The 19200-nt window shown below is 46.1% G+C and carries 17 protein-coding genes; 4 read left to right on the top strand and 13 right to left on the bottom strand.

Going from position 1 to position 19200, the window contains the following annotated elements:
• Positions 1 to 10: 10 nt before the first annotated feature.
• The 11 genes from ftsW to bioB form a co-directional block, all read right to left on the bottom strand.
• A complete protein-coding gene (ftsW, locus tag ICV36_RS00920) occupies positions 11 to 1282 on the bottom strand; it encodes a putative lipid II flippase FtsW (RefSeq protein ID WP_215400686.1) in 1272 nt (423 codons plus the stop codon).
• Positions 1279 to 2862, bottom strand: a complete 1584-nt coding sequence (gene murD, locus ICV36_RS00915) for a UDP-N-acetylmuramoyl-L-alanine--D-glutamate ligase (RefSeq protein ID WP_215401508.1) — start codon at positions 2860 to 2862, stop codon at positions 1279 to 1281. Before murD ends, ftsW begins: the two co-directional genes overlap by 4 nt.
• Positions 2863 to 2914: 52 nt before the next feature.
• Positions 2915 to 4084, bottom strand: coding sequence for a phospho-N-acetylmuramoyl-pentapeptide-transferase (gene mraY / locus ICV36_RS00910; protein WP_215400685.1), 1170 nt, complete (start codon positions 4082 to 4084; stop codon positions 2915 to 2917).
• Entirely contained in the window at positions 4075 to 5523 is a 1449-nt protein-coding gene (gene murF, locus ICV36_RS00905; protein WP_215400684.1) for a UDP-N-acetylmuramoyl-tripeptide--D-alanyl-D-alanine ligase, read from the bottom strand. The genes mraY and murF overlap by 10 nt, the downstream gene beginning before the upstream one ends.
• Complete coding sequence (locus ICV36_RS00900) at positions 5523 to 7073, bottom strand: UDP-N-acetylmuramoyl-L-alanyl-D-glutamate--2,6-diaminopimelate ligase (RefSeq protein WP_215400683.1); 1551 nt, start codon at positions 7071 to 7073, stop codon at positions 5523 to 5525. Before ICV36_RS00900 ends, murF begins: the two co-directional genes overlap by 1 nt.
• A complete protein-coding gene (locus tag ICV36_RS00895) occupies positions 7070 to 8842 on the bottom strand; it encodes a penicillin-binding protein 2 (RefSeq protein ID WP_215400681.1) in 1773 nt (590 codons plus the stop codon). Before ICV36_RS00895 ends, ICV36_RS00900 begins: the two co-directional genes overlap by 4 nt.
• Positions 8839 to 9105 (bottom strand): cell division protein FtsL, encoded by a 267-nt coding sequence (gene ftsL / locus ICV36_RS00890; protein WP_215400680.1) that lies wholly within the window; start codon positions 9103 to 9105, stop codon positions 8839 to 8841. The genes ICV36_RS00895 and ftsL overlap by 4 nt, the downstream gene beginning before the upstream one ends.
• A complete protein-coding gene (gene rsmH / locus ICV36_RS00885; protein ID WP_215400679.1) occupies positions 9102 to 10052 on the bottom strand; it encodes a 16S rRNA (cytosine(1402)-N(4))-methyltransferase RsmH in 951 nt (316 codons plus the stop codon). Before rsmH ends, ftsL begins: the two co-directional genes overlap by 4 nt.
• Positions 10053 to 10064: 12 nt before the next feature.
• Positions 10065 to 10493 carry a division/cell wall cluster transcriptional repressor MraZ gene (gene mraZ, locus ICV36_RS00880; protein WP_215401507.1) on the bottom strand — a complete coding sequence of 143 codons (429 nt, stop codon included), beginning with the start codon at positions 10491 to 10493 and terminating at the stop codon, positions 10065 to 10067.
• A 304-nt stretch (positions 10494 to 10797) separates the two neighbouring features.
• Positions 10798 to 11427 carry a 2-polyprenyl-3-methyl-6-methoxy-1,4-benzoquinone monooxygenase gene (gene coq7, locus ICV36_RS00875; RefSeq protein ID WP_215400678.1) on the bottom strand — a complete coding sequence of 210 codons (630 nt, stop codon included), beginning with the start codon at positions 11425 to 11427 and terminating at the stop codon, positions 10798 to 10800.
• An 11-nt stretch (positions 11428 to 11438) separates the two neighbouring features.
• Positions 11439 to 12488, bottom strand: coding sequence for a biotin synthase BioB (gene bioB / locus ICV36_RS00870; RefSeq protein WP_215400677.1), 1050 nt, complete (start codon positions 12486 to 12488; stop codon positions 11439 to 11441).
• A gap of 89 nt (positions 12489 to 12577) precedes the next feature.
• Between bioB and bioA the strand changes: the two genes are divergently transcribed.
• From bioA to ICV36_RS00850, 4 genes are read left to right on the top strand one after another with little or no spacing between them, the layout of a single operon-like run.
• Positions 12578 to 13924 carry an adenosylmethionine--8-amino-7-oxononanoate transaminase gene (bioA, locus tag ICV36_RS00865; RefSeq protein ID WP_215400676.1) on the top strand — a complete coding sequence of 449 codons (1347 nt, stop codon included), beginning with the start codon at positions 12578 to 12580 and terminating at the stop codon, positions 13922 to 13924.
• Entirely contained in the window at positions 13921 to 15168 is a 1248-nt protein-coding gene (gene bioF / locus ICV36_RS00860; RefSeq protein WP_215400675.1) for an 8-amino-7-oxononanoate synthase, read from the top strand. The genes bioA and bioF overlap by 4 nt, the downstream gene beginning before the upstream one ends.
• Positions 15161 to 15880 carry a dethiobiotin synthase gene (bioD, locus tag ICV36_RS00855; protein WP_215400674.1) on the top strand — a complete coding sequence of 240 codons (720 nt, stop codon included), beginning with the start codon at positions 15161 to 15163 and terminating at the stop codon, positions 15878 to 15880. The genes bioF and bioD overlap by 8 nt, the downstream gene beginning before the upstream one ends.
• Before the next feature lie 56 nt (positions 15881 to 15936).
• Positions 15937 to 17133 carry a M20 aminoacylase family protein gene (locus ICV36_RS00850; protein WP_215400673.1) on the top strand — a complete coding sequence of 399 codons (1197 nt, stop codon included), beginning with the start codon at positions 15937 to 15939 and terminating at the stop codon, positions 17131 to 17133.
• 35 nt (positions 17134 to 17168) lie between these two features.
• Here ICV36_RS00850 and ICV36_RS00845 read toward each other — a convergent pair whose 3' ends face one another.
• Together ICV36_RS00845 and ICV36_RS00840 are read right to left on the bottom strand one after the other, a co-directional pair.
• The gene (locus ICV36_RS00845) at positions 17169 to 17945 is read right to left on the bottom strand and encodes an enoyl-CoA hydratase (protein WP_215400672.1); all 777 of its coding nucleotides are present in this window, start codon (positions 17943 to 17945) and stop codon (positions 17169 to 17171) included.
• Between the two features lie 27 nt (positions 17946 to 17972).
• On the bottom strand, positions 17973 to 19103 hold the full coding sequence (locus tag ICV36_RS00840; protein ID WP_215400671.1) for a murein transglycosylase A: 1131 nt from the start codon (positions 19101 to 19103) through the stop codon (positions 17973 to 17975).
• Positions 19104 to 19200: the final 97 nt, after the last annotated feature.

The following is a 19200-nucleotide window of genomic DNA, read 5'->3' as shown; positions in this document are numbered from 1 at the left end:
GAGGGCTTTGTCAAAGCTTCCCTCCACGCATGAGAATGCGGTTTTCAAAATCGATGCGCAACAACATTGCAACAGCAACTGCGTTCATCAAAATTCCAGAGCCGCCATAACTTACCAATGGCAAAGTCAAGCCTTTGGTTGGTAACAGTCCAAGGTTCACGCCCATATTGATAAATGCCTGCCAGCCAATCCAAATGGCAACGCCTTTTGCAGCAAGGCCTGCAAAACTACGATCTAGTTGCAAAGCAGTACGGCCAATTAAGAAGGCGCGACGTACGATCCAATAGAACAAGAAGATCATCACGACTACGCCAACAAAGCCCAACTCTTCACCAATGACGGCCATGATGAAGTCGGTATGCGCTTCTGGTAAGTAGTGCAATTTTTCTACGCTACCGCCAAGTCCTGTACCAAACCATTCGCCGCGGCCAAATGCCATCAGTGAATGGGTCAATTGATAACCTTTATTGGCTGCGTTATCTACTTGCCATGGATCCATAAAGGCCAACATACGGCCACGACGAAATGGGGAGAGCGCAATCATGGTTGCGCCACTCATTAAGCCGACCAAAATTAATCCGCCAAACAACTTAGCGTTAATGCCGCCCAAAAACAGAATGCCAAATGCGATTAAGGCAACCACCACGAATGCGCCCATGTCGGGCTCCGCCATTAATAATCCACCCACCAGAGCAACTGCAATACCCATTGGCAGCATGCCCTTCACAAAGGAGTGGAGATATTCCTGACGTTGAACGGTATAACTTGCCGCAAAGATCACTGCCGCAAATTTCATTAACTCAGATGGCTGAAAGTTCATCAAGCCCAAAGGGATCCAGCGCTTAGCACCATTTACACCCTTGCCGACTCCAGGAATCAAAACAGCGATGAGCAACAAAACTGTGAATCCAAAAATCACCGGTGAATAACGATCCCAAACTTTTGTGGGAATCTTAAATGCCCAAATTCCAACTCCAATTGCAATTGCTAACGAAATCAAATGGCGAATGAGAAAGAAATTGCTACTGTAGTTTGCATACTTCGGTCCATCAGCCAAAGTAATGGAAGCGGAATACACCATTACTAAGCCAATCAACATCAAAGATAAAACAGCCCAGACTAGCAACTGGTCATAATCCATCATGCGGGAACGGGTTTGCTCTACCCCAGATACCGCATCTCGCAAACCAGTACGGAAGTTATCTATCCCACCTCGGGAAAAATTCCAAAAGCGATTTAATCCGAGACGATTTTCAGGGAAGAATTTCTCTCTTAAGTTCATGCCTGAACTCCTTCAAAATGCATTCCTAGCTCTTCGACTTCTGAAGCAAATACTTGAGCACGTTCTTTATAGTCACGGAATTGATCCAAACTCGCGCAAGCTGGAGATAACAGCACTAAATCTCCCGATATAGCTTGTGCTGCCGCAGCCCGCACTGCTGAAACTAAATCACCGCAATGAGTGCTTGGAATTCCAGAGCCTAAGGCCTCGCCAATCGCAGCGCCATCTTTTCCAATTAAGAAGGCGCCCTTCACAAAGCGTAAAGCTGGCTCCCGCAATGGACTGAAATCTTGCCCTTTGCCATCGCCACCGGCAATTAACCAAATGCGTTTTCCTGATTCATTGCTACCCAGGCCATTTAGGGCGGCTACTGTTGCGCCCACATTAGTGCCCTTGCTGTCATCGACATACTCAACGTCTTTAACGATTGCAATACTTTGTACGCGATGTGGCTCACCATGGTAATCGCGCAAACCATGCAACAGTACGTTCATTGGCAAGTTAGCTGCACGCGCTAAGGCAAGCGCAGCCAACGCATTTAAGGCATTGTGGCGACCACGAATTCTTAAAGCATCTGCCGGGATCAAACGCTTGAGTCGCAATGGCTCCTCTTCCTCAACAGCTGCAGACTTACGACGACGCTTAGGCTTAGGCTCTACGTCCTCATCCACTTCAGCCCATACCAGCCAATCAATTCCGCCAGCGCGCAAGTCGTGCTCAATACCAAAAGCACCCTGCTCATCTGGGCGATTTGAGCCAAAGGTCACAATAGATTTTTCCGCTTTTTGCGCTTCCGAAAGCAAACCCATTACCAACGAGTCATCACGATTCAGAATGCATACCGTATCGGCACCAAATATTTTGGATTTTGCGTCTACATAAGACTGCATATCACCATGCCAATCTAAGTGGTCTTGGGTAATATTGAGTACGGTTGCTGCAGTTGCATTAAAAGTGTGGGTATAGACCAACTGAAAGCTAGATAACTCCAAGACCCAAACATCGGGCATATCGAGAATTTGATCAGCAATATCCAAGCAACTCATGAGCTTTTCTAGAGCAGCAGGGCTAATATTGCCCGCAACAGCAACCTTCTTACCGGCGCGTTCGCAAAGTTGACCGGTTAATGCAGTGGTAGTGGTTTTACCGTTTGTACCAGTAATAGCCAATACTGAAGTTGCATAACTTAACTCTTGAGCTTGGGCCATACGGCTTAAAGCTGAAATTGCACGGGCAAAAAACTCTATCTCGCTCCAGATATCGATTTCAGCTTGTTCAGCTTTAACCAAGAATGAATAAATTGGATCTTGAACCGGAGACAGCCCTGGACTAATGCCAATAACATCGATGTCTTTCAATAAGCCATCATCTAAAGAGCCAAAACAAATATCACTTAAACCTGCAATACGCAGCTCTTCAAGCCAAGCCTTTTGACGCTCAGTCAATGTTGACTGATCACGGGTATCCACAAGTCGTACTTTTGCGCCATTGCGTAAGCACCACTTCGCCATGGCTACGCCAGACTCACCCAAACCCAAAATAAGGAATCGGTTAGGCGCCTGATAGCCCTCATCAGCCATGAAAGCTGAATTTGCAAAAGTGTTTTCTAAGGTCAACATATTTACTTTTGAATTACCGTAACTTCAAGCTAGACAAGCCAATTAAGACTAAAAGAATAGTGATGATCCAGAAACGTACAACCACTTGCGTTTCTTTCCACCCACCTAATTCAAAATGGTGATGCAGTGGCGCCATACGGAAAATCCGACGACCTTCGCCAAAATGTTTTTTTGTGAACTTGAACCAAACAACCTGGAGCATGACTGAAACAGTTTCAGCAACAAAAATACCGCCCATCACAAACAACACAATTTCTTGACGAACAATGACGGCAATCGTGCCAAGTGCGCCGCCTAGAGCAAGCGCCCCCACATCACCCATAAATACTTGTGCTGGATGGGTGTTGTACCAGAGGAATGCTAGCCCAGCACCGCCCATGGCTCCGCAGAAAATCATCAACTCACCAGCGCCGGGAATATAAGGAAAGAGAAGGTACTTTGCATAAATTGCATTACCCATCACATAAGCAAAAGCGCCCAATGCTGCGCCCACTAGGATTACCGGCATGATGACTAGGCCATCCAGGCCGTCAGTTAGGTTTACAGCATTGCTGCTACCAACAATTACCAAGTAACTCAAAATAATGAAGCCCATGATTCCCAATGGGTAACTAACTTCTTTCATAAAGGGCAGCAATAAATTTGTTTTTGCAGGCAGATCTAAAGCAAACCCACTTCTGAGCCACTCATAAAATAATTGCAGCACTTTGAGGTTGTTAACTTCAGAAACTGAGAACGCCAGATAGATTGCAGCAAATAAACCAATTAAGGTTTGCCAAAAGAATTTTTCTCTTGAAGCCATTCCCTTCGGATCTTTGTAAACCACCTTACGATAGTCATCCACCCAACCCACCAAGCCAAAACCAAAGGTCACAATCATCACAATCCAAATAAATCGATTGCTCAGATCGGCCCACAATATGCATGAGATAAAGATGCCGATCAAAATCAACACACCGCCCATGGTTGGGGTGCCAGATTTCACCAAATGCGTCTGAGGTCCATCCGTACGCACAGCCTGGCCCATTTTCAAAGCGGCTAACTTACGAATAACCCAAGGCCCGGCTGCCAAACCAATTAATAATGCGGTCACCGTTGCCATCACCGCTCTAAAAGTGATGTAGTTGAATACCCGGAAGAATCCGAAATCATCTTGCAACCATTGCGCCAACATTAAGAGCATGCTTTAGCCTCCTCTAACAAGGCCTGTACTACACGCTCCATGCGCATAAATCGCGAACCTTTAACCAAAATATTGAGGTGTTGATTACTACCGCTGGACTGAGCATGTAGTGCATCTCTTAATTGCGCAATCAAGCTATCCATGTCAAAAAAATGGGTTGCTTGCGATGTCATTGCACCACTGTTGCCCGACCCATTAAATCCTTGAAGCGTAAATTGGGATTGCTCTCCCAAAACAAAAAGCTTGGCTATCCCTTGTTCGGCAGCGTATGCACCCACCTCACGATGGAACTCGGGCCCTTGATCACCGACCTCACCCATATCGCCCAAAATCAACCAAGATATATTTCCAGATTGTTTTAATGCATCAATTGCCGCCCTAACAGAGTCAGGATTTGCGTTATAACTATCATCAATCAGGGTGCGATTGGAATCGATGACCTTCGCTTGCATGCGGCCATTCACCGGCGAGAATGATTCCAGTCCCTGCTTAATTTTTTCAAGACTTATATCAGCCGCAACACCAACAGCGCTTGCTGCTAAAGCATTACGTACATTGTGACTACCTAGGGTATTTAGCTGAACTTCTATAGTTCCTTTTGCTGTCTGAATTTGCACATGTCCATTACTTAATAGAGCGCCAGTTACGGCAGCTGATGCCTTGGTCTGAGTAGATGACAGCGCAAAATCAATAACCTGACGACCAGCAGCTGCCTGATGCCAAAGATCTGCAAACTCAGAGTCCGCCGGGAACACTGCAATGCCATTGCTTGGCAAAGTACGAATAGCATCTGAGTGCTCTTCCGCTACCGCCGCCACTGTGGCCATAAATTCTTGATGCTCGCGCTGAGCGTTATTAATTAATGCAATATTCGCCTGCGCAATGCCAGCCAACTGCGCCGTCTCACCGGGGTGATTCATACCGAGCTCAACCACTGCAAGGCGATCAGTTGAACGTAATTTCAAGAGCGTTAATGGCAAGCCAATATCGTTATTTAAATTACCCTTAGTCACCAAAGTGTGTTGATCGCCCACCGCAGCCTTAAAAATTGAGGCAATCATCTCTTTAACAGTGGTCTTACCATTGCTACCAGTAACTAAAGCTAAAGGAATGGAATGATTAGTACGCCATGCTTTTGCTAAGTTTCCTAGACCAATACGAGTGTTCGCCACACAAATTGCTGGTAAGTCTGCCGGGCATTTTTCCTGATCGCTAATTAATGCGGCACCTGCTCCTGCTTTTGCCACATCAGACAAAAAGTCATGCGCATCAAACCGATCGCCTGCCAATGCAACAAATAATTCATTACGCTCAATCTGACGACTATCGGTACCCACTCGAGAGAGAGATATCTCTCCAGCAGTTTGCACCGAAGAATTAATGAGCGTGCTTCCAGGCAACATGGCCTGCACTTGAGCAAGGGTTGTCATATCAGACATCAGACCCCGCCTCCAGCAGCTAAGCGAATGTGCTCTTGATCAGAGAAATCAAACTTCTTACCATTGATTTCTTGAGTGGTTTCATGACCCTTGCCAGCAACCAAGACAATGTCACGAGCATCAGCATGACGAATAGCAGCCATAATAGCTGCCGCACGATCAGCAATTATTTGAACATTATTGGCATCACTCGAAATACCACTTCGAATCATCTGCATAATGGCCTGCGGATCTTCTGAGCGTGGATTATCGCTTGTGATTAGAACATGATCAGCATTACGTTCAGCAACAGCCCCCATCAGAGAGCGCTTGCCAGCATCACGATCGCCACCACAACCAAATACGCACCAAATGTTTCCACCACGTTGCTCAGCAACAGGCCGCAAGGCTTGCAAAGTTTTCTCTAGGGCATCTGGTGTATGCGCATAATCAACAACCGCTAACAAACCTTCTGTCTTTTGATGCTTACCAAGCCGAATCAATTCCATACGCCCAAGCACCGGGCTTAATTGGCTGACTTTTTTGCTCGCGGTATCGCAATCCATCCCTTGTGTGAGCAATACCGCCCACACAGCAAGTGCATTACTTAGATTAAATTCACCCAACAATGGGACATGCAGCTGAACGCTGCCTACACCACCACAAACAAAGGTAGTGTTGTAACCTGCACCACTCAAAGCAGTATCTTGTGCATAAATGCGCAGTAAGCGATTGCCAAACTTCTCAAAACCTATAAATGCGGAGTCAGATAATGCATACGCCCAAACCTTCAAACCATCTTTCGCCAATAAATTCATCGCCAATTCACGGCCAAAGGGATCATCCAAGTTGATCACAGCATTCTTAAGGCCCGCTTGCTGAAATAATTTAGCCTTTGCCTCGGCATAATCAGCCATACTGCCGTGATAGTCCAAATGATCCTGCGTCAAATTAGTGAACACAGCGCAAGTAATTTGTGTCCCTACGATGCGATCTTGATGTAATGCGTGCGAAGATACTTCCATTGCTACGTGTTTAGCTCCAGCACTACGCAACTCTGCTAGCTGAGTTTGTAACTTTGGAGCATCTGGAGTTGTATATCCAGTCTGAACTAATGCACCGGGAAAGCCAGTACCTAAAGTACCTAAAACTGCAGCGCGACTGCTGCTAGTGTCTAATGCCTGAGCAAGCCACTGCGTAATACTTGTTTTGCCATTGGTGCCCGTTACACCAATAATATTTAATTCCTTACTAGGATATCCATACCACTGGGAGCACAATTGGCCCACTTGAGCCGCTAGATTTTCAACCGCAAAACATTGCGGATGATCTACAAATTGCTCACCAATATTCACCGGATCGAAAACTACTGCGGCTGCACCATTCTCTAAAGCAGCTTGAATAAATTGGCGGCCATCACGCAATGCACTGCCATGACCCACAGGGTAGGCAAAAAAGATATCGCCAGATTGAATCTGGCGACTATCCGCACACACTTTGGCGGAAGAATTCGCCAGTGTATGCAAGTGGTCAATCAAATGATTGGTGTCTATTTTCAAAGCCACCCTCATCGCTTCAAAACCACATGTTGAGCTTGAGCATTTGCAGTCTGAATTTCAGCTGGACTCTTATCCTGCAATACCATTTGCTTGACTTTGCTATCTGGCAAAACATTTAAGGTATGCAATGTTTCACTCACGATTGTTGAGAACACGGGTGCAGCTACGTCACCGCCGTAGTGACTTCCGCCCGTAGGCTCATCAATCATGACCGCAACAACAATACGTGGCGCACTAATTGGCGCCAAACCCGCAAAGTAAGCGCGATATTTATTGCCATACCCCTTGCCAACCAATTTATGTGCTGTACCCGTTTTTCCACCAACTCGGAAACCCTCTGCTTGGGCCTTAACAGCAGTACCACCAGGCTCGGTAACTGCCTCCATCATGTTCCGCATTTCAATCGCTGTTTTTGGAGAAAGCACTTTCGTGCCTGGCTTGTATTCTGGGCTGCGCTCAATGGTTAATGGAACCAATTCGCCATCACGCGCAAAAACGGTATAAGCTCGCGCAACCTGAAATAGTGATGCAGAAATACCGTACCCGAACGCAATACGTGCTTGGTCGGTAGGCATCCATTTCTTATAGGGATGCACAGTGCCTGCGACAGCACCTGGGAATCCAATTTTCGGCGCCTGACCCAAACCTACTGCGGTATAGAAATCCCACATCTCTTCGGCAGAGAGGTTATTCATCGCAATCTTTGCAGTACCAATATTGCTAGACTTCTGAATAATTTGTGCAACTGTTAAGTTTCCATATGGATGCGTATCCGTAATTGGCTTAGGCCCAACTAAATATTTCGCACCAATCACCATATTGGTATCTGGCTTGACAGCGCCCTTTTCCAATGCAATAGCAACGGTCAACGGCTTCATGGTTGAGCCAGGCTCAAAAGTGTCAGTCAATACACGATTACGAAGTTGTTCGCCAGTTAAGTTTCTACGATCATTTGGGTTGTAGCTTGGATAGTTTGCCAAAGCCAAAATCTCGCCAGTTTGCGTATCTAGCACTACAGCGCCGCCTGCTTTTGCGTGATGCTTTTCAACAGCATCTTTAACAGCGTTGTAAGCCAAGAACTGAATTTTGCTATCGATAGACAGATTTAAATCTTTTCCGTTTTGTGGCAACTGCAAGATGGCAACATCTTCAACAACACGACCCAAGCGATCAACCACCACACGTCTTTGACCGGGATGCCCAGCAAGCTCATTCTCACGAGAAAGCTCCATGCCCTCCTGACCCTTATCGTTCACATTAGTGAAACCAACCACATGGGCCATCGCCTCTCCCTCTGGATAGAAGCGACGATATTCATTATTTAAACCAATGCCTGGGATTTCCAACTGCTTAATCTGTTGCGCAACTGCTGGATCCACTTGACGCTTTAAGAAGATTTGCTTGCGCTCCTCTTTTAGCTTCTTACGTAGCTCAGCCTCGCTAATTTGCAAAAGACTTGCTAGCTTCTGCACTTTATCGGCAGCTAAGTCGTCGGGCACCGTGTCGTTATAGGCAATAACAGATTTAGCCTCGAGACTGGTAGCAATCACTTGGCCATTGCGATCCAATATTTTTCCGCGGCTAGCAGGTAGCTCTAATTCGCGCTGAGTACCACGCACACCTTTGGCTTCGTAAAATGCATTTCCTGGACCCTGAATCCAAAATGCACGCAGCAATAGCATCATGAAAACAAAGAACAAGAGAAACAGCATCAAGCGCGACCGCCACATAGGCAGACGCAATACTAAATTTGGCGTAGTAGAAAAACCAACCGGCCTCATTTAGCCTCCTTCAAATACAAAGTACGCTCGGGAGAAATCGGAGACATATGTAACTGATTGCGCGCAACATCACGAATGCGTGCAGACTTTGAAAGATTGCGCTGCTCATATTCAAGACGCAACCATTCTTGGTTTAATTTGCGCTCTTCAATCTGCGCACGCTCTTGCAAAATAAATAGCTTGCGTGCACGCTGCTGAACGGCAACCAAAGATAAGGCGCAGATCAAAAGCAAGGCAAGCAAAGTTAAGGTGGCGCGATTCATCCAGCGACCCCCATACGCTTTTCGGCAATACGCATAATGGCTGAACGAGCACGAGGATTTTCAGCGACTTCGGTATCGCTTGGTTTGATGCGGCCGATAATTTCAAGAGCGCTTTGCGGTAAATCTCTGTCGCGAACTGGCAAGCCACGCGGCACCTCTACTTTTGCATGAGCCTGCATAAACTGCTTCACGATACGATCTTCAAGCGAATGAAAACTAATCACCGCAAGACGTGCGCCAGGTTTTAACAATTTCAACGCTGCCTTTAACCCGAGCTCTAAATCTTCTAATTCGCGGTTAATAAAAATACGCAAGGCTTGAAATGTTCTAGTTGCAGGATCTTGGCCTACTTCACGTGTACGCACAACACTTGCCACAAGACTAGCTAACTCAGTTGTGGTTTTTGGAGGCAAGCCTTCTTCGCGCTTGGCCACAATAGCCTTCGCAATCCGAAATGCAAAACGCTCTTCTCCGTAAGTCTTAATCACGTGTGTGATTTCCTCTAGCGGTGTCTGCTCTAGCCACTCTGCTGCTGTTAACCCATGATCGGTATTCATGCGCATATCGAGCGGACCTTCGCGACGAAAGGAAAAGCCTCGATGCGCCTCGTCCACCTGAGGCGAGCTGATTCCTAAGTCCAACAAAATGCCATCGACTGATTCTGGTTCTGCGTACTGATCCATCTGCGCAAAACTGTTGTGCACAATCTTCAAGCGGGGATCGTTGATTTGTTGCGCCACTGCAATCGCATCCAAATCCTTGTCGAAAGAAATCATGCGAGCAGAGGAATTCAATTCTTTCAGCAATGCCTGTGTGTGACCACCGCGCCCAAAGGTTCCGTCGATAAGCAAAATTTGTTTTTCTAACTTTTGATTTTGGATGAGCGGACCGCCAACTAGCGCCGTCACCGCCTCGGCCAGCAACACTGGGCGATGAGTAATGTTCATGGCACTCCGTCATCAAAAATTAAATTGCTTGAGTGCTTCAGGCATGCCTTGCGCAATCGCAGCCTGTTCTTTTGCAGCATATGTTGCTGCATCCCACAACTCCAAGTGACTACCCATACCGAGCAAGATCACTTCTTTTTCAATGCCTGCTGCTGCGCGTAATTCGGGACCCACCAAGATACGGCCAGCGCTATCCAAATCCATCTCTGCGGCATTACCTAGAAAAATTCGACGCCACCAATGTGCGTCCATCGGGAGCTGCGCAACTCTTGCTCTGAAGGTTTCCCACTCAGGCCTAGGGAAAAGAAGTAAGCAGCCATCAGGGTGCTTTGTGAGCGTGACTCGGCCCTCACCTTGAACCAACAAGGCGTCACGATGCTTAGCCGGCACAGACATGCGGCCTTTTGCATCTAAATTGAGAGCTGACGCACCTTGAAACACCATTTACCCCACTTTTTCACACTTCCTCCCACTTTAGAGGATCACACTAAGAGGGTCAAGTGTTTTTAGGAGTTTTTTTGGGAATTTCTCTAGTGTTTACAAACACTTAGCGTCGTGTGTTCAGAAAATGGTGTTAATAAAATAACTACTTGAAACAATGGCTTGGAAAATATACTTAAGAATAGATCTTAGCTATTAGGCTAGATAATCCCGAAATATACTGTATTTAAAAACAGTAATACCTGGAAAATATATCAAAAAATTAATCAGAAATAATTTTCGGGGATTAAATCAAATTTCAGTTTTAAATTTTGTAAGCAGTTGTGGTCATAACCTTGGACATCGCCTGCATTATTTTTTGAATTGGCTCTGGCAAATTTGCACCGCCAGCATTTTTTGCGGCTTGTCCATGTTCAATTTCATCAATGCGCATTTGATCAACAATTGCACGTGAACGTTGATCATCCTTGGGTAATTTTTCGAGATGACTCTCCAAATGATTCTCAACTTGTTTTTCAGTTTCGGCGACAAAACCTAAACTCCACTTATCACCCGCTAAGCCTGCTACCAAGCCGATTGCAAAGGATCCAGCATACCAAATTGGATTGAGATAACTAGTGTGTGACCCCAACTCTTGAAGACGTGATTCACACCATGCAAGATGATCCATCTCTTCTTGACCGGAGTGATCCAACATCTCCTGAATTTCAGGATTTCGAGCCACTAATTTTTGCGATTGATACAGTGCTTGTGCGCAAACTTCACCAACATGATTTACTCGCATGAGTCCAGCTGCATGTTTGCGTTCAGCAGCATTTAAGCCGACATTACCCGCAATATCAGACCCCGGTATCGGTCTTTGCGCATTAGCGCCCCCAACTACCGATCGAAGGGCAGTATCAAACTCCAGTATGAAACGATCTATCGGGGACATTTCAGGAAAAGTTAGACCAAAACCTCTGCTTTACAGCTTTGTTTGGTCTTGAGACCCAACTCCGCCAAGAGTTGGCGGTCTTGTTCTGCCTCTGGATTGCCGGTAGTGAGTAGTTGCTCACCATAGAAAATCGAGTTGGCGCCAGCCATAAAGCACATAGCCTGAACAGCTCTGCCAAGCTCCTGACGGCCTGCTGAGAGGCGAACACGGGCCTTAGGCATCGTGATTCTTGCAACTGCAATAGTTCTCACAAACTCGAGTGGATCGAGTGGTTTTTGCTCAGCCAAGGGAGTGCCAGCTACTGGCACCAAATGATTAATAGGCACTGATTCTGGATATGGGCTCAAGTTGGCTAAACGAGCCAAAAATGCTGCACGCTGTTCTCTAGACTCACCCATACCCACGATGCCACCACAACAAACTGACATACCTGCAGCACGCACATTGGAGATGGTATCCAAACGATCCTGATAGCCGCGAGTTGAGATCACAGATCGGTAAAAATCTTCGCTGGTGTCTAAGTTATGGTTATAGAAGTCCAGCCCAGCCTCTTGTAGCGCCTGGGCTTGGTCAGCCTCCAGCATGCCTAAGGTAGCGCAGGTTTCAAGGCCTAGGGCCTTTACGCCCTTAATCATGGCCGTGACTTTTTCAATATCGCGGTCTTTGGGTTCGCGCCAAGCAGCACCCATACAGAAACGGTTAGATCCAGCAGCTTTAGCAGCTTTAGCAGCCTCTAGAACCTCTTCTAAGCCCATCAACTTCTCAGCCTTGACGTCGGTGTCATAACGAGCAGCTTGAGGGCAATAACCACAGTCTTCAGGACATCCACCAGTCTTGATAGAAAGCAAAGTGGCCAATTCCACATCACCCTCTGGAAAATAGGCTTTATGAGTCTCTTGGGCCTTGAGCATCAATTCATTAAAGGGAAGCGCAAACAAGGCCTCAATTTGAGCCACTGACCACTCGCCAGATGCATCGACCCCAGAGTTTGCCCCTTGATGCAAATCAGCCTTCGATTTGAACTGGGTTAAGGGTTTTTCAATGGTTTGAGTGTCCTGCATGGCTAAATTCCAGAAATTAGGTAGATTCAAGGCATAAACATAACAGATACAGGCCTAAATTTGGAAAAACTAGTGGTCAAATATCAAACATGAAGGTTATTTCTGATTTAAATCAAGCCCCACTCGTTGATCGCAGCTTGGCCGCCGTTTGGCACCCCTGCACTCAGATGAAGCAGCATGAGTCTTTTCCGCTGGTTGCGATTACAAAAGGCAAAGGTGCTTGGCTATATGACGAGAAAGGAAATGCGCTTCTCGACGCTATTAGCTCCTGGTGGACTAATTTATTTGGACACTCTAATCCACGCATCAATCAAGCGATTACGGCGCAACTCGAAAAAATTGAGCACGTCATGCTCGCAGGATTTACTCATCCACCTGTAGTGGAGTTATCTGAAAAACTTGCTGCACTAACTGACCATCATTTAGGCCACGTCTTCTACGCATCCGATGGCGCCTCTGCAGTAGAGATTGCATTAAAAATGAGTCACCACTATTGGCAACTCCATGACAAACCGCAAAAGAAAAAATTTGTTTGCCTAGAGAATGGCTATCACGGGGAAACACTGGGTGCATTAGCAGTCACTGATGTAGCTATCTTCAGAGAAGCTTACGGATCACTTTTGCAAGATGTATTTACGATTACTTCGCCAGATGCGCGTAAAGCAAAACTCGGTGAAAGTGCAGAGGATGTAGCCAAGCATGCAGCAAATCAACTTGAAGAATTATTCGCAAAAGAACATCACAATATTGCTGCCTTCATTGTTGAACCATTGGTGCAATGTGCAGGGCAAATGGCCATGTTTTCAGCAGAGTATCTTCGCTTAGTCAGAAATCTTTGTGATCGCTATGAAGTACATCTGATTGCGGATGAGATAGCAGTAGGTTGCGGGCGAAGCGGCAAGTTTTTTGCCTGTGAACATGCTGGTATCTGGCCAGACTTTTTGACCCTTTCTAAAGGCATTAGCGGCGGCTATCTTCCCCTCTCACTTTGTCTAGCCACCGACAATGTTTACCAGGCCTTTTATGGTGATCAGACCTCGCAAGGATTTTTACACTCCCATTCATATACTGGCAATCCACTTGCCTGTGCAGCCGCACTAGCTTGCCTAGAGATTTTTGCAACTGATAAGGTGTTGGAAAAAAATATTGAACGCTCTAAAGATTTAGCTAAAGCATTTGCGTGGGCAAAGAGTGACTCACGAATTGAATATTGGCGGCAACAAGGAATGATTTTGGCATTTGATGTTAAAAATAACAGCCTTAAAGATCCAAAAGCATTTGCACGCACTATGTTTGCTAACAGCTTAGACAAAGGTGTATTGATCAGACCTATTGGCAATACGATTTATGTCATGCCTCCGTATATTTTGACGCCAGAGGAATCCATACAACTCGGTGCCGCTGTACAAAGCGCTCTTGAAAAGACCCTGGCATGAAGAATTCTGCGGCTCCATTCAACGCTTTAGGATTGGCGCAAGAGAATATTGCAGATCTTGAATCTCAATTACTGAAGCGAAAACTTCGAGCAACCCACTCTCCATGCGATACCAAAGCCTTAGTGGATGGGCGCAAGCTAAAAGCTTTCTGCAGCAACGACTATCTAGGACTTGCGAATCATCCAAAACTCATTAAAGCCTTAGCTGAAGGTGCAGAGAAGTATGGAGTGGGTAGCGGTGCTTCACACCTCATCAGCGGCCACAGCATGGCGCATGAGCTACTTGAGCAACAATTAGCCTCTTTTCAAAAGCAACACATACCGAATGCAAAAGCACTCTTTTTTAGCACCGGCTATCTTGCTAATCTGACAGCCATAACGGCATTGGCCAAACTTGCGCCACAAGGATCAGCCAGTATTTATTCGGCAAAATTAAATCATGCATCTTTAATTGATGGTGTCCGTTTAGCGGCTGCGCAGTCCAAAGCAAGCGTCATTTTGTTTGACCACACAGAAGTAGATGCATTAAATGCATTACTGAAGAACGATAGCAATCCTCTGAAAATCATTGTGATAGATGGCGTCTTTAGTATGGATGGCGATCTAGCACCCATTAAAAAATTATTGCTGCTTGCAGAGCAATACGATGCATTGCTATTGGTAGATGATGCTCATGGCTTTGGGGTTCTAGGAAAACATGGTCATGGCATTTTGGAACAAGAAAACGTTAATTCTGATCGCATTATTTACATTGGCACCCTTGGAAAAGCTGCCGGCGTCGGTGGCGCCTTTGTTTGTGCGCAAGAGTCTTTTATCGAATGGCTGATACAAAAGGGTCGCCCCTTTATTTACAGCACGGCAACGCCACCAGCCATAGCGCATACCCTTTCCAAGAGTCTTGAAATAATTGACAGCAACGAAGGCGGCAACCGTCGCGCCCAACTCAACAAACTCATTCGCATCTGGCAAGATGAAATGCATTTTGCTAAATGGGAAAAGGTACCTTCATGCACTGCTATCCAACCCGTGGTTTTAGGCAGCAATGCCAATGCCTTGCATGCCGCTAAGTTGCTGGATGCTGCGGGTTATTGGATTCCAGCTATTCGTCCGCCCACTGTGCCACAGGGAAGCGCGCGATTGCGAATTACCTTCTCCGCCAATCACAGTGAAACAGATTTGCGCCAACTCATTGACACCCTAAATGCAATTGAAAAACAGGTAATTGATGAGGAGACTCATGAGTAAGCTCAATGGTTTCCTTGTCACCGGTACCGATACCGAAGTTGGGAAAACTTTAGTAAGTGGAGCCCTTATTCTGAAATTACGAGAACAGGGAATCAAGGCTGTTGGTTTTAAGCCTGTAGTCGCAGGCGCTTATCGCAACACCAAAGGTGAATCCCTCAACGAGGATTTAGAGACACTGCGCATTGCTTCAAATCTGAGTCCTGATGAATTGAATTTGTGCCCTTATGTTCTAGATCAGCCAGCAGCCCCACATCTCGTGGCTAAGCAGCAAGGGCTCAAGCTTGAAATGGAGGTGATGATTAAAGCCTTTCATCATGTTCAAAAGCATGCAGATTGCGTGGTGGCTGAAGGCGCTGGCGGTTTACTTATTCCCATCAATGAAAATGAGGATTTGAGTGGGTTTGCAAGTGCAATTGATTTGCCAGTCATTCTTACGGTGGGTATGAAGTTAGGTTGTATTAATCACACCCTCTTGACTCAAGAGGCCATCAAAGCGCGTAAGCTCAAGATTGCTGGATGGGTAGCGAATACTCTTTCAGAAGAAATGCCACTTCTTCAAGAGAATCTAAACACCCTGCAAGCCAGAATAGATGCTCCATTTTTGGGTCTTATTCCAACACTCCCAAAAGAATTACAAAAGCCTGTAAACAGCCCTTATTCCATTGAGGCTCTGAATTTTGCTGCAAAGCACATTCAATTTCCCAATAAATAATAAGCTTTAACCTCTCTCCGAAGACACCTCAAAAGACTTTCGGATAAGATGAAGGGATGCATTTAATCCCAGAAATCATCGAGTCTGCTGAGACCATTCAAGAAATTCGACGCAATATTCATGCGCACCCTGAATTGCGTTTCGAAGAAAACCGTACATCTGATTTAGTAGCAGAAGCGCTTTCCAGTTGGGGAATTACTGTTTACCGTGGCATGGGAAAAACGGGTGTTGTTGGTCGCCTAGATGGTGACTTAGGGCCAGGCAAAATGATTGGTTTGCGTGCAGATATGGATGCGCTGCCATTGCAAGAACATAATAACTTTGCACATGCCTCAAAAAATCCAGGCAAGATGCATGCATGTGGACATGATGGTCACACTGCAATGTTGTTAGGCGCCGCGCAGTATCTATCTAACCATCGCGACTTCAAAGGCACGGTGATTTTTATTTTCCAACCAGCCGAAGAAGGTGGTGCTGGTGCAAATGAAATGATCAAAGATGGTCTCTTCAAAGAATTTCCATGTGATGCTGTATTTGGCTTACATAATTGGCCTGGTTTAGCTGAAGGTCATTTTGGGGTAACCTCTGGTCCCATGATGGCTTCTAGCAATACCTTTGAAATTACCATCACAGGTAAAGGTGGTCATGCTGCCCTACCCCATAACAGCGCTGATCCGGTATTTGCTGGCGCACAAGTAGTGCTTGCCTTGCAAAGCATCATCACACGCAACAAGCGCCCTGTAGATGCTGCGGTTTTATCCATTACGCAATTTCATGCGGGCGAAACCAGTAATGTCATTCCCGATAGCGCCTTTATTGGTGGCACGGTTCGCACATTTACTTTAGAAGTACTGGATCTCATCGAACAACGTCTACGAGAAATTGCCCATAGCGTTGCAGGCGCTTTTGATTGTCAGGCTGACATCACTTTTTCCAGAAATTACCCACCACTCATTAATCACGCCAAAGAAGTGGAGTTTGCTACTGAGATCATGAGTGAATTGGTTGGCAAACAAAATGTAAATGCATCGATTGATCCCACGATGGGAGCAGAAGACTTTGCATTTATGTTGCTCGAAAAACCTGGTTGCTATGTATTCCTAGGCAATGGCGATGGCGATCATCGCTCGGTGGGCCATGGCATGGGGCCCTGCCACCTCCACAACCCTTCCTACGACTTCAATGATTCTTTGATTCCAGTTGGCGTGAGCTATTGGGTCAAACTAGCTCAACGCTTCTTGGAAAAAAACTAAATTCTTTTTGAGCTACCTCGCTCAAACATCGGCAATTAAGAATTCGTAAATTTGGCTGGGCGCTTTTCCATGAACGCAGCCATACCCTCTTTCTGGTCATTTGTTCCAAAGCAAGCATGGAAGAGACGACGTTCAAAATGAACACCTTCAGACAGGGTAGTCTCATAGGCAGTGTTAATACTTTCTTTCACCATCATTGCAGTTAACAAAGGCATATCCGCAATACCTTTGGCAATTGCTTTAACTTCTTTGAGTAAATCTGCTTGAGGGAAAATTCTGGCAACTAGACCTGAACGTTCAGCTTCAGCAGCATCCATCATGCGGCCTGTTAACGCTAAGTCCATTGCTTTGGCTTTTGATACCGCACGGGGCAATCGTTGTGTGCCACCAGCACCAGGAATAATGCCCAGCTTGACTTCGGGTTGAGCAAACTTCGCATTATCAGCAGCCATGATGGTGTCACACATCATCGCCAATTCGCAGCCACCACCGAGCGCATAGCCAGAAACTGCGGCGATGACTGGCTTACGGACCTTTCTAATTTCTTCCCAGTTGCGGGTAATAAAGTCACCCCTATAAACATCCTTCAAACCATACTTGGCCATTGAAGCAATATCAGCACCGGCCGCAAATGCTTTTTCACTACCTGTCACGATCATGCAGCCAATACTGTCATCCGCATCAAATGCCAATAAAGCTGCGCCCAACTCTTCCATGAGCTGATCGTTCAATGCATTTAATACTTCAGGACGATTCAAAGTAATGGTGGCAACCTTACCATCAACTTCAGTCAGAATTGTTTTGTAGCTCATGAATTTCTTTCAGTGAAATAAATTTAATTAACGAGGAAGCAATAACCACATCTTGCCATTTTGCTTCATGCGACCTGCCATTTCTCCAGCGGAGTCTCCAGAACCCCAATAGTAGTCGGCTCTGACGCCGCCCACAATCGCTTTACCAGTGTCTTGGGCCATTACGAGCTTTTGCAATGGCTGACTGCTGAGCGGTTTAGTCGTCGCTAAAAAGACCGGCGCACCCAATGGCATAGCCCGTAAATCAACTGCAATACTGCGCTCGCCGGTAAGCGGAACACCTAAGGCTCCATTAGGACCCAAGTCTGCAGCTACATTGCCTGGTAATTCTTTAAAAAATACAAATCGAGGATTGGCGTTTAGCATCTCATTGACTTGCCCAGGATGACGCTTGGCCCATTGTGAGATGCCCTGCATCGTCGCTTCGCTACGCGTAATTTCTTTGCGATCTAACAACCACTGCGCAAATGACTTAAAGGGTTGGTCATTAGCCCCTGCAAAACCCAGACGCAAAATACGTCCATCTTCAAGACGAATTTTTCCAGAGCCTTGAATTTGCATAAATGCTGCAGCAACTGGATCTTGCACCCAAGCAACTTCAGAGCCCTGCAGGATTCCAGAGCTCATGAGCTCAGCACGACTTGGTCCTGGATTAGGTTTTGATTTGCGCCATGCATTGGGGTAACCATACAGCGGTACGTTATAAGTGCTGGTGCGGGTTAGCGTGCCGTTCATGACGGGTTCGTAGTAACCAGTTATCAAGCCACTATCACTTCCAGAGTTGTTGCGAATTTCATAGGCCTGAAAATTACTTTCAAAATAATTGCGAATAGCTTGCGTGTCACGAACTGAAACATTATTCGCTTGCGCACATACCTGCCGCCAATTGACTTCACCACTCTTCTTGCGCAAAGCATCACAGCTTTTTAACCAAGCTGGCCAAGCCTGGGTTAAATCATCCTCCTGCCAGCCAGGCAAAGCCTGCCAAGAAACTGCGCTAAAACTAGCGATAGGTGAGCTGTAATTTGAGGGTGAGGCACCAGAACCACTTGAGCGATACCCAGCGCCACGGGTGGGGGGCGTAGAACAGCCAGCAATCAAGCTGGCTAACAGAATTGCGAATACACTTAATGAAACATATTTAAATTTAGAAATCATGATTGCCAATTTACTCGATGAATACCCAATGTTGCTGTTTGCTTTTGAAGGCGCTGTTGCCTTAGGACTTTTGTTATTTATTGTTCTTTGGACCGGC

Origin of the sequence: Polynucleobacter sp. MWH-UH35A (genome assembly GCF_018687075.1) — a bacterium.
Classification (GTDB): Bacteria; Pseudomonadota; Gammaproteobacteria; order Burkholderiales; family Burkholderiaceae; genus Polynucleobacter.
The sequence above is the reverse complement of the archived record's forward strand: the minus strand, read 5'-3'. Positions and strand labels throughout refer to the sequence as shown.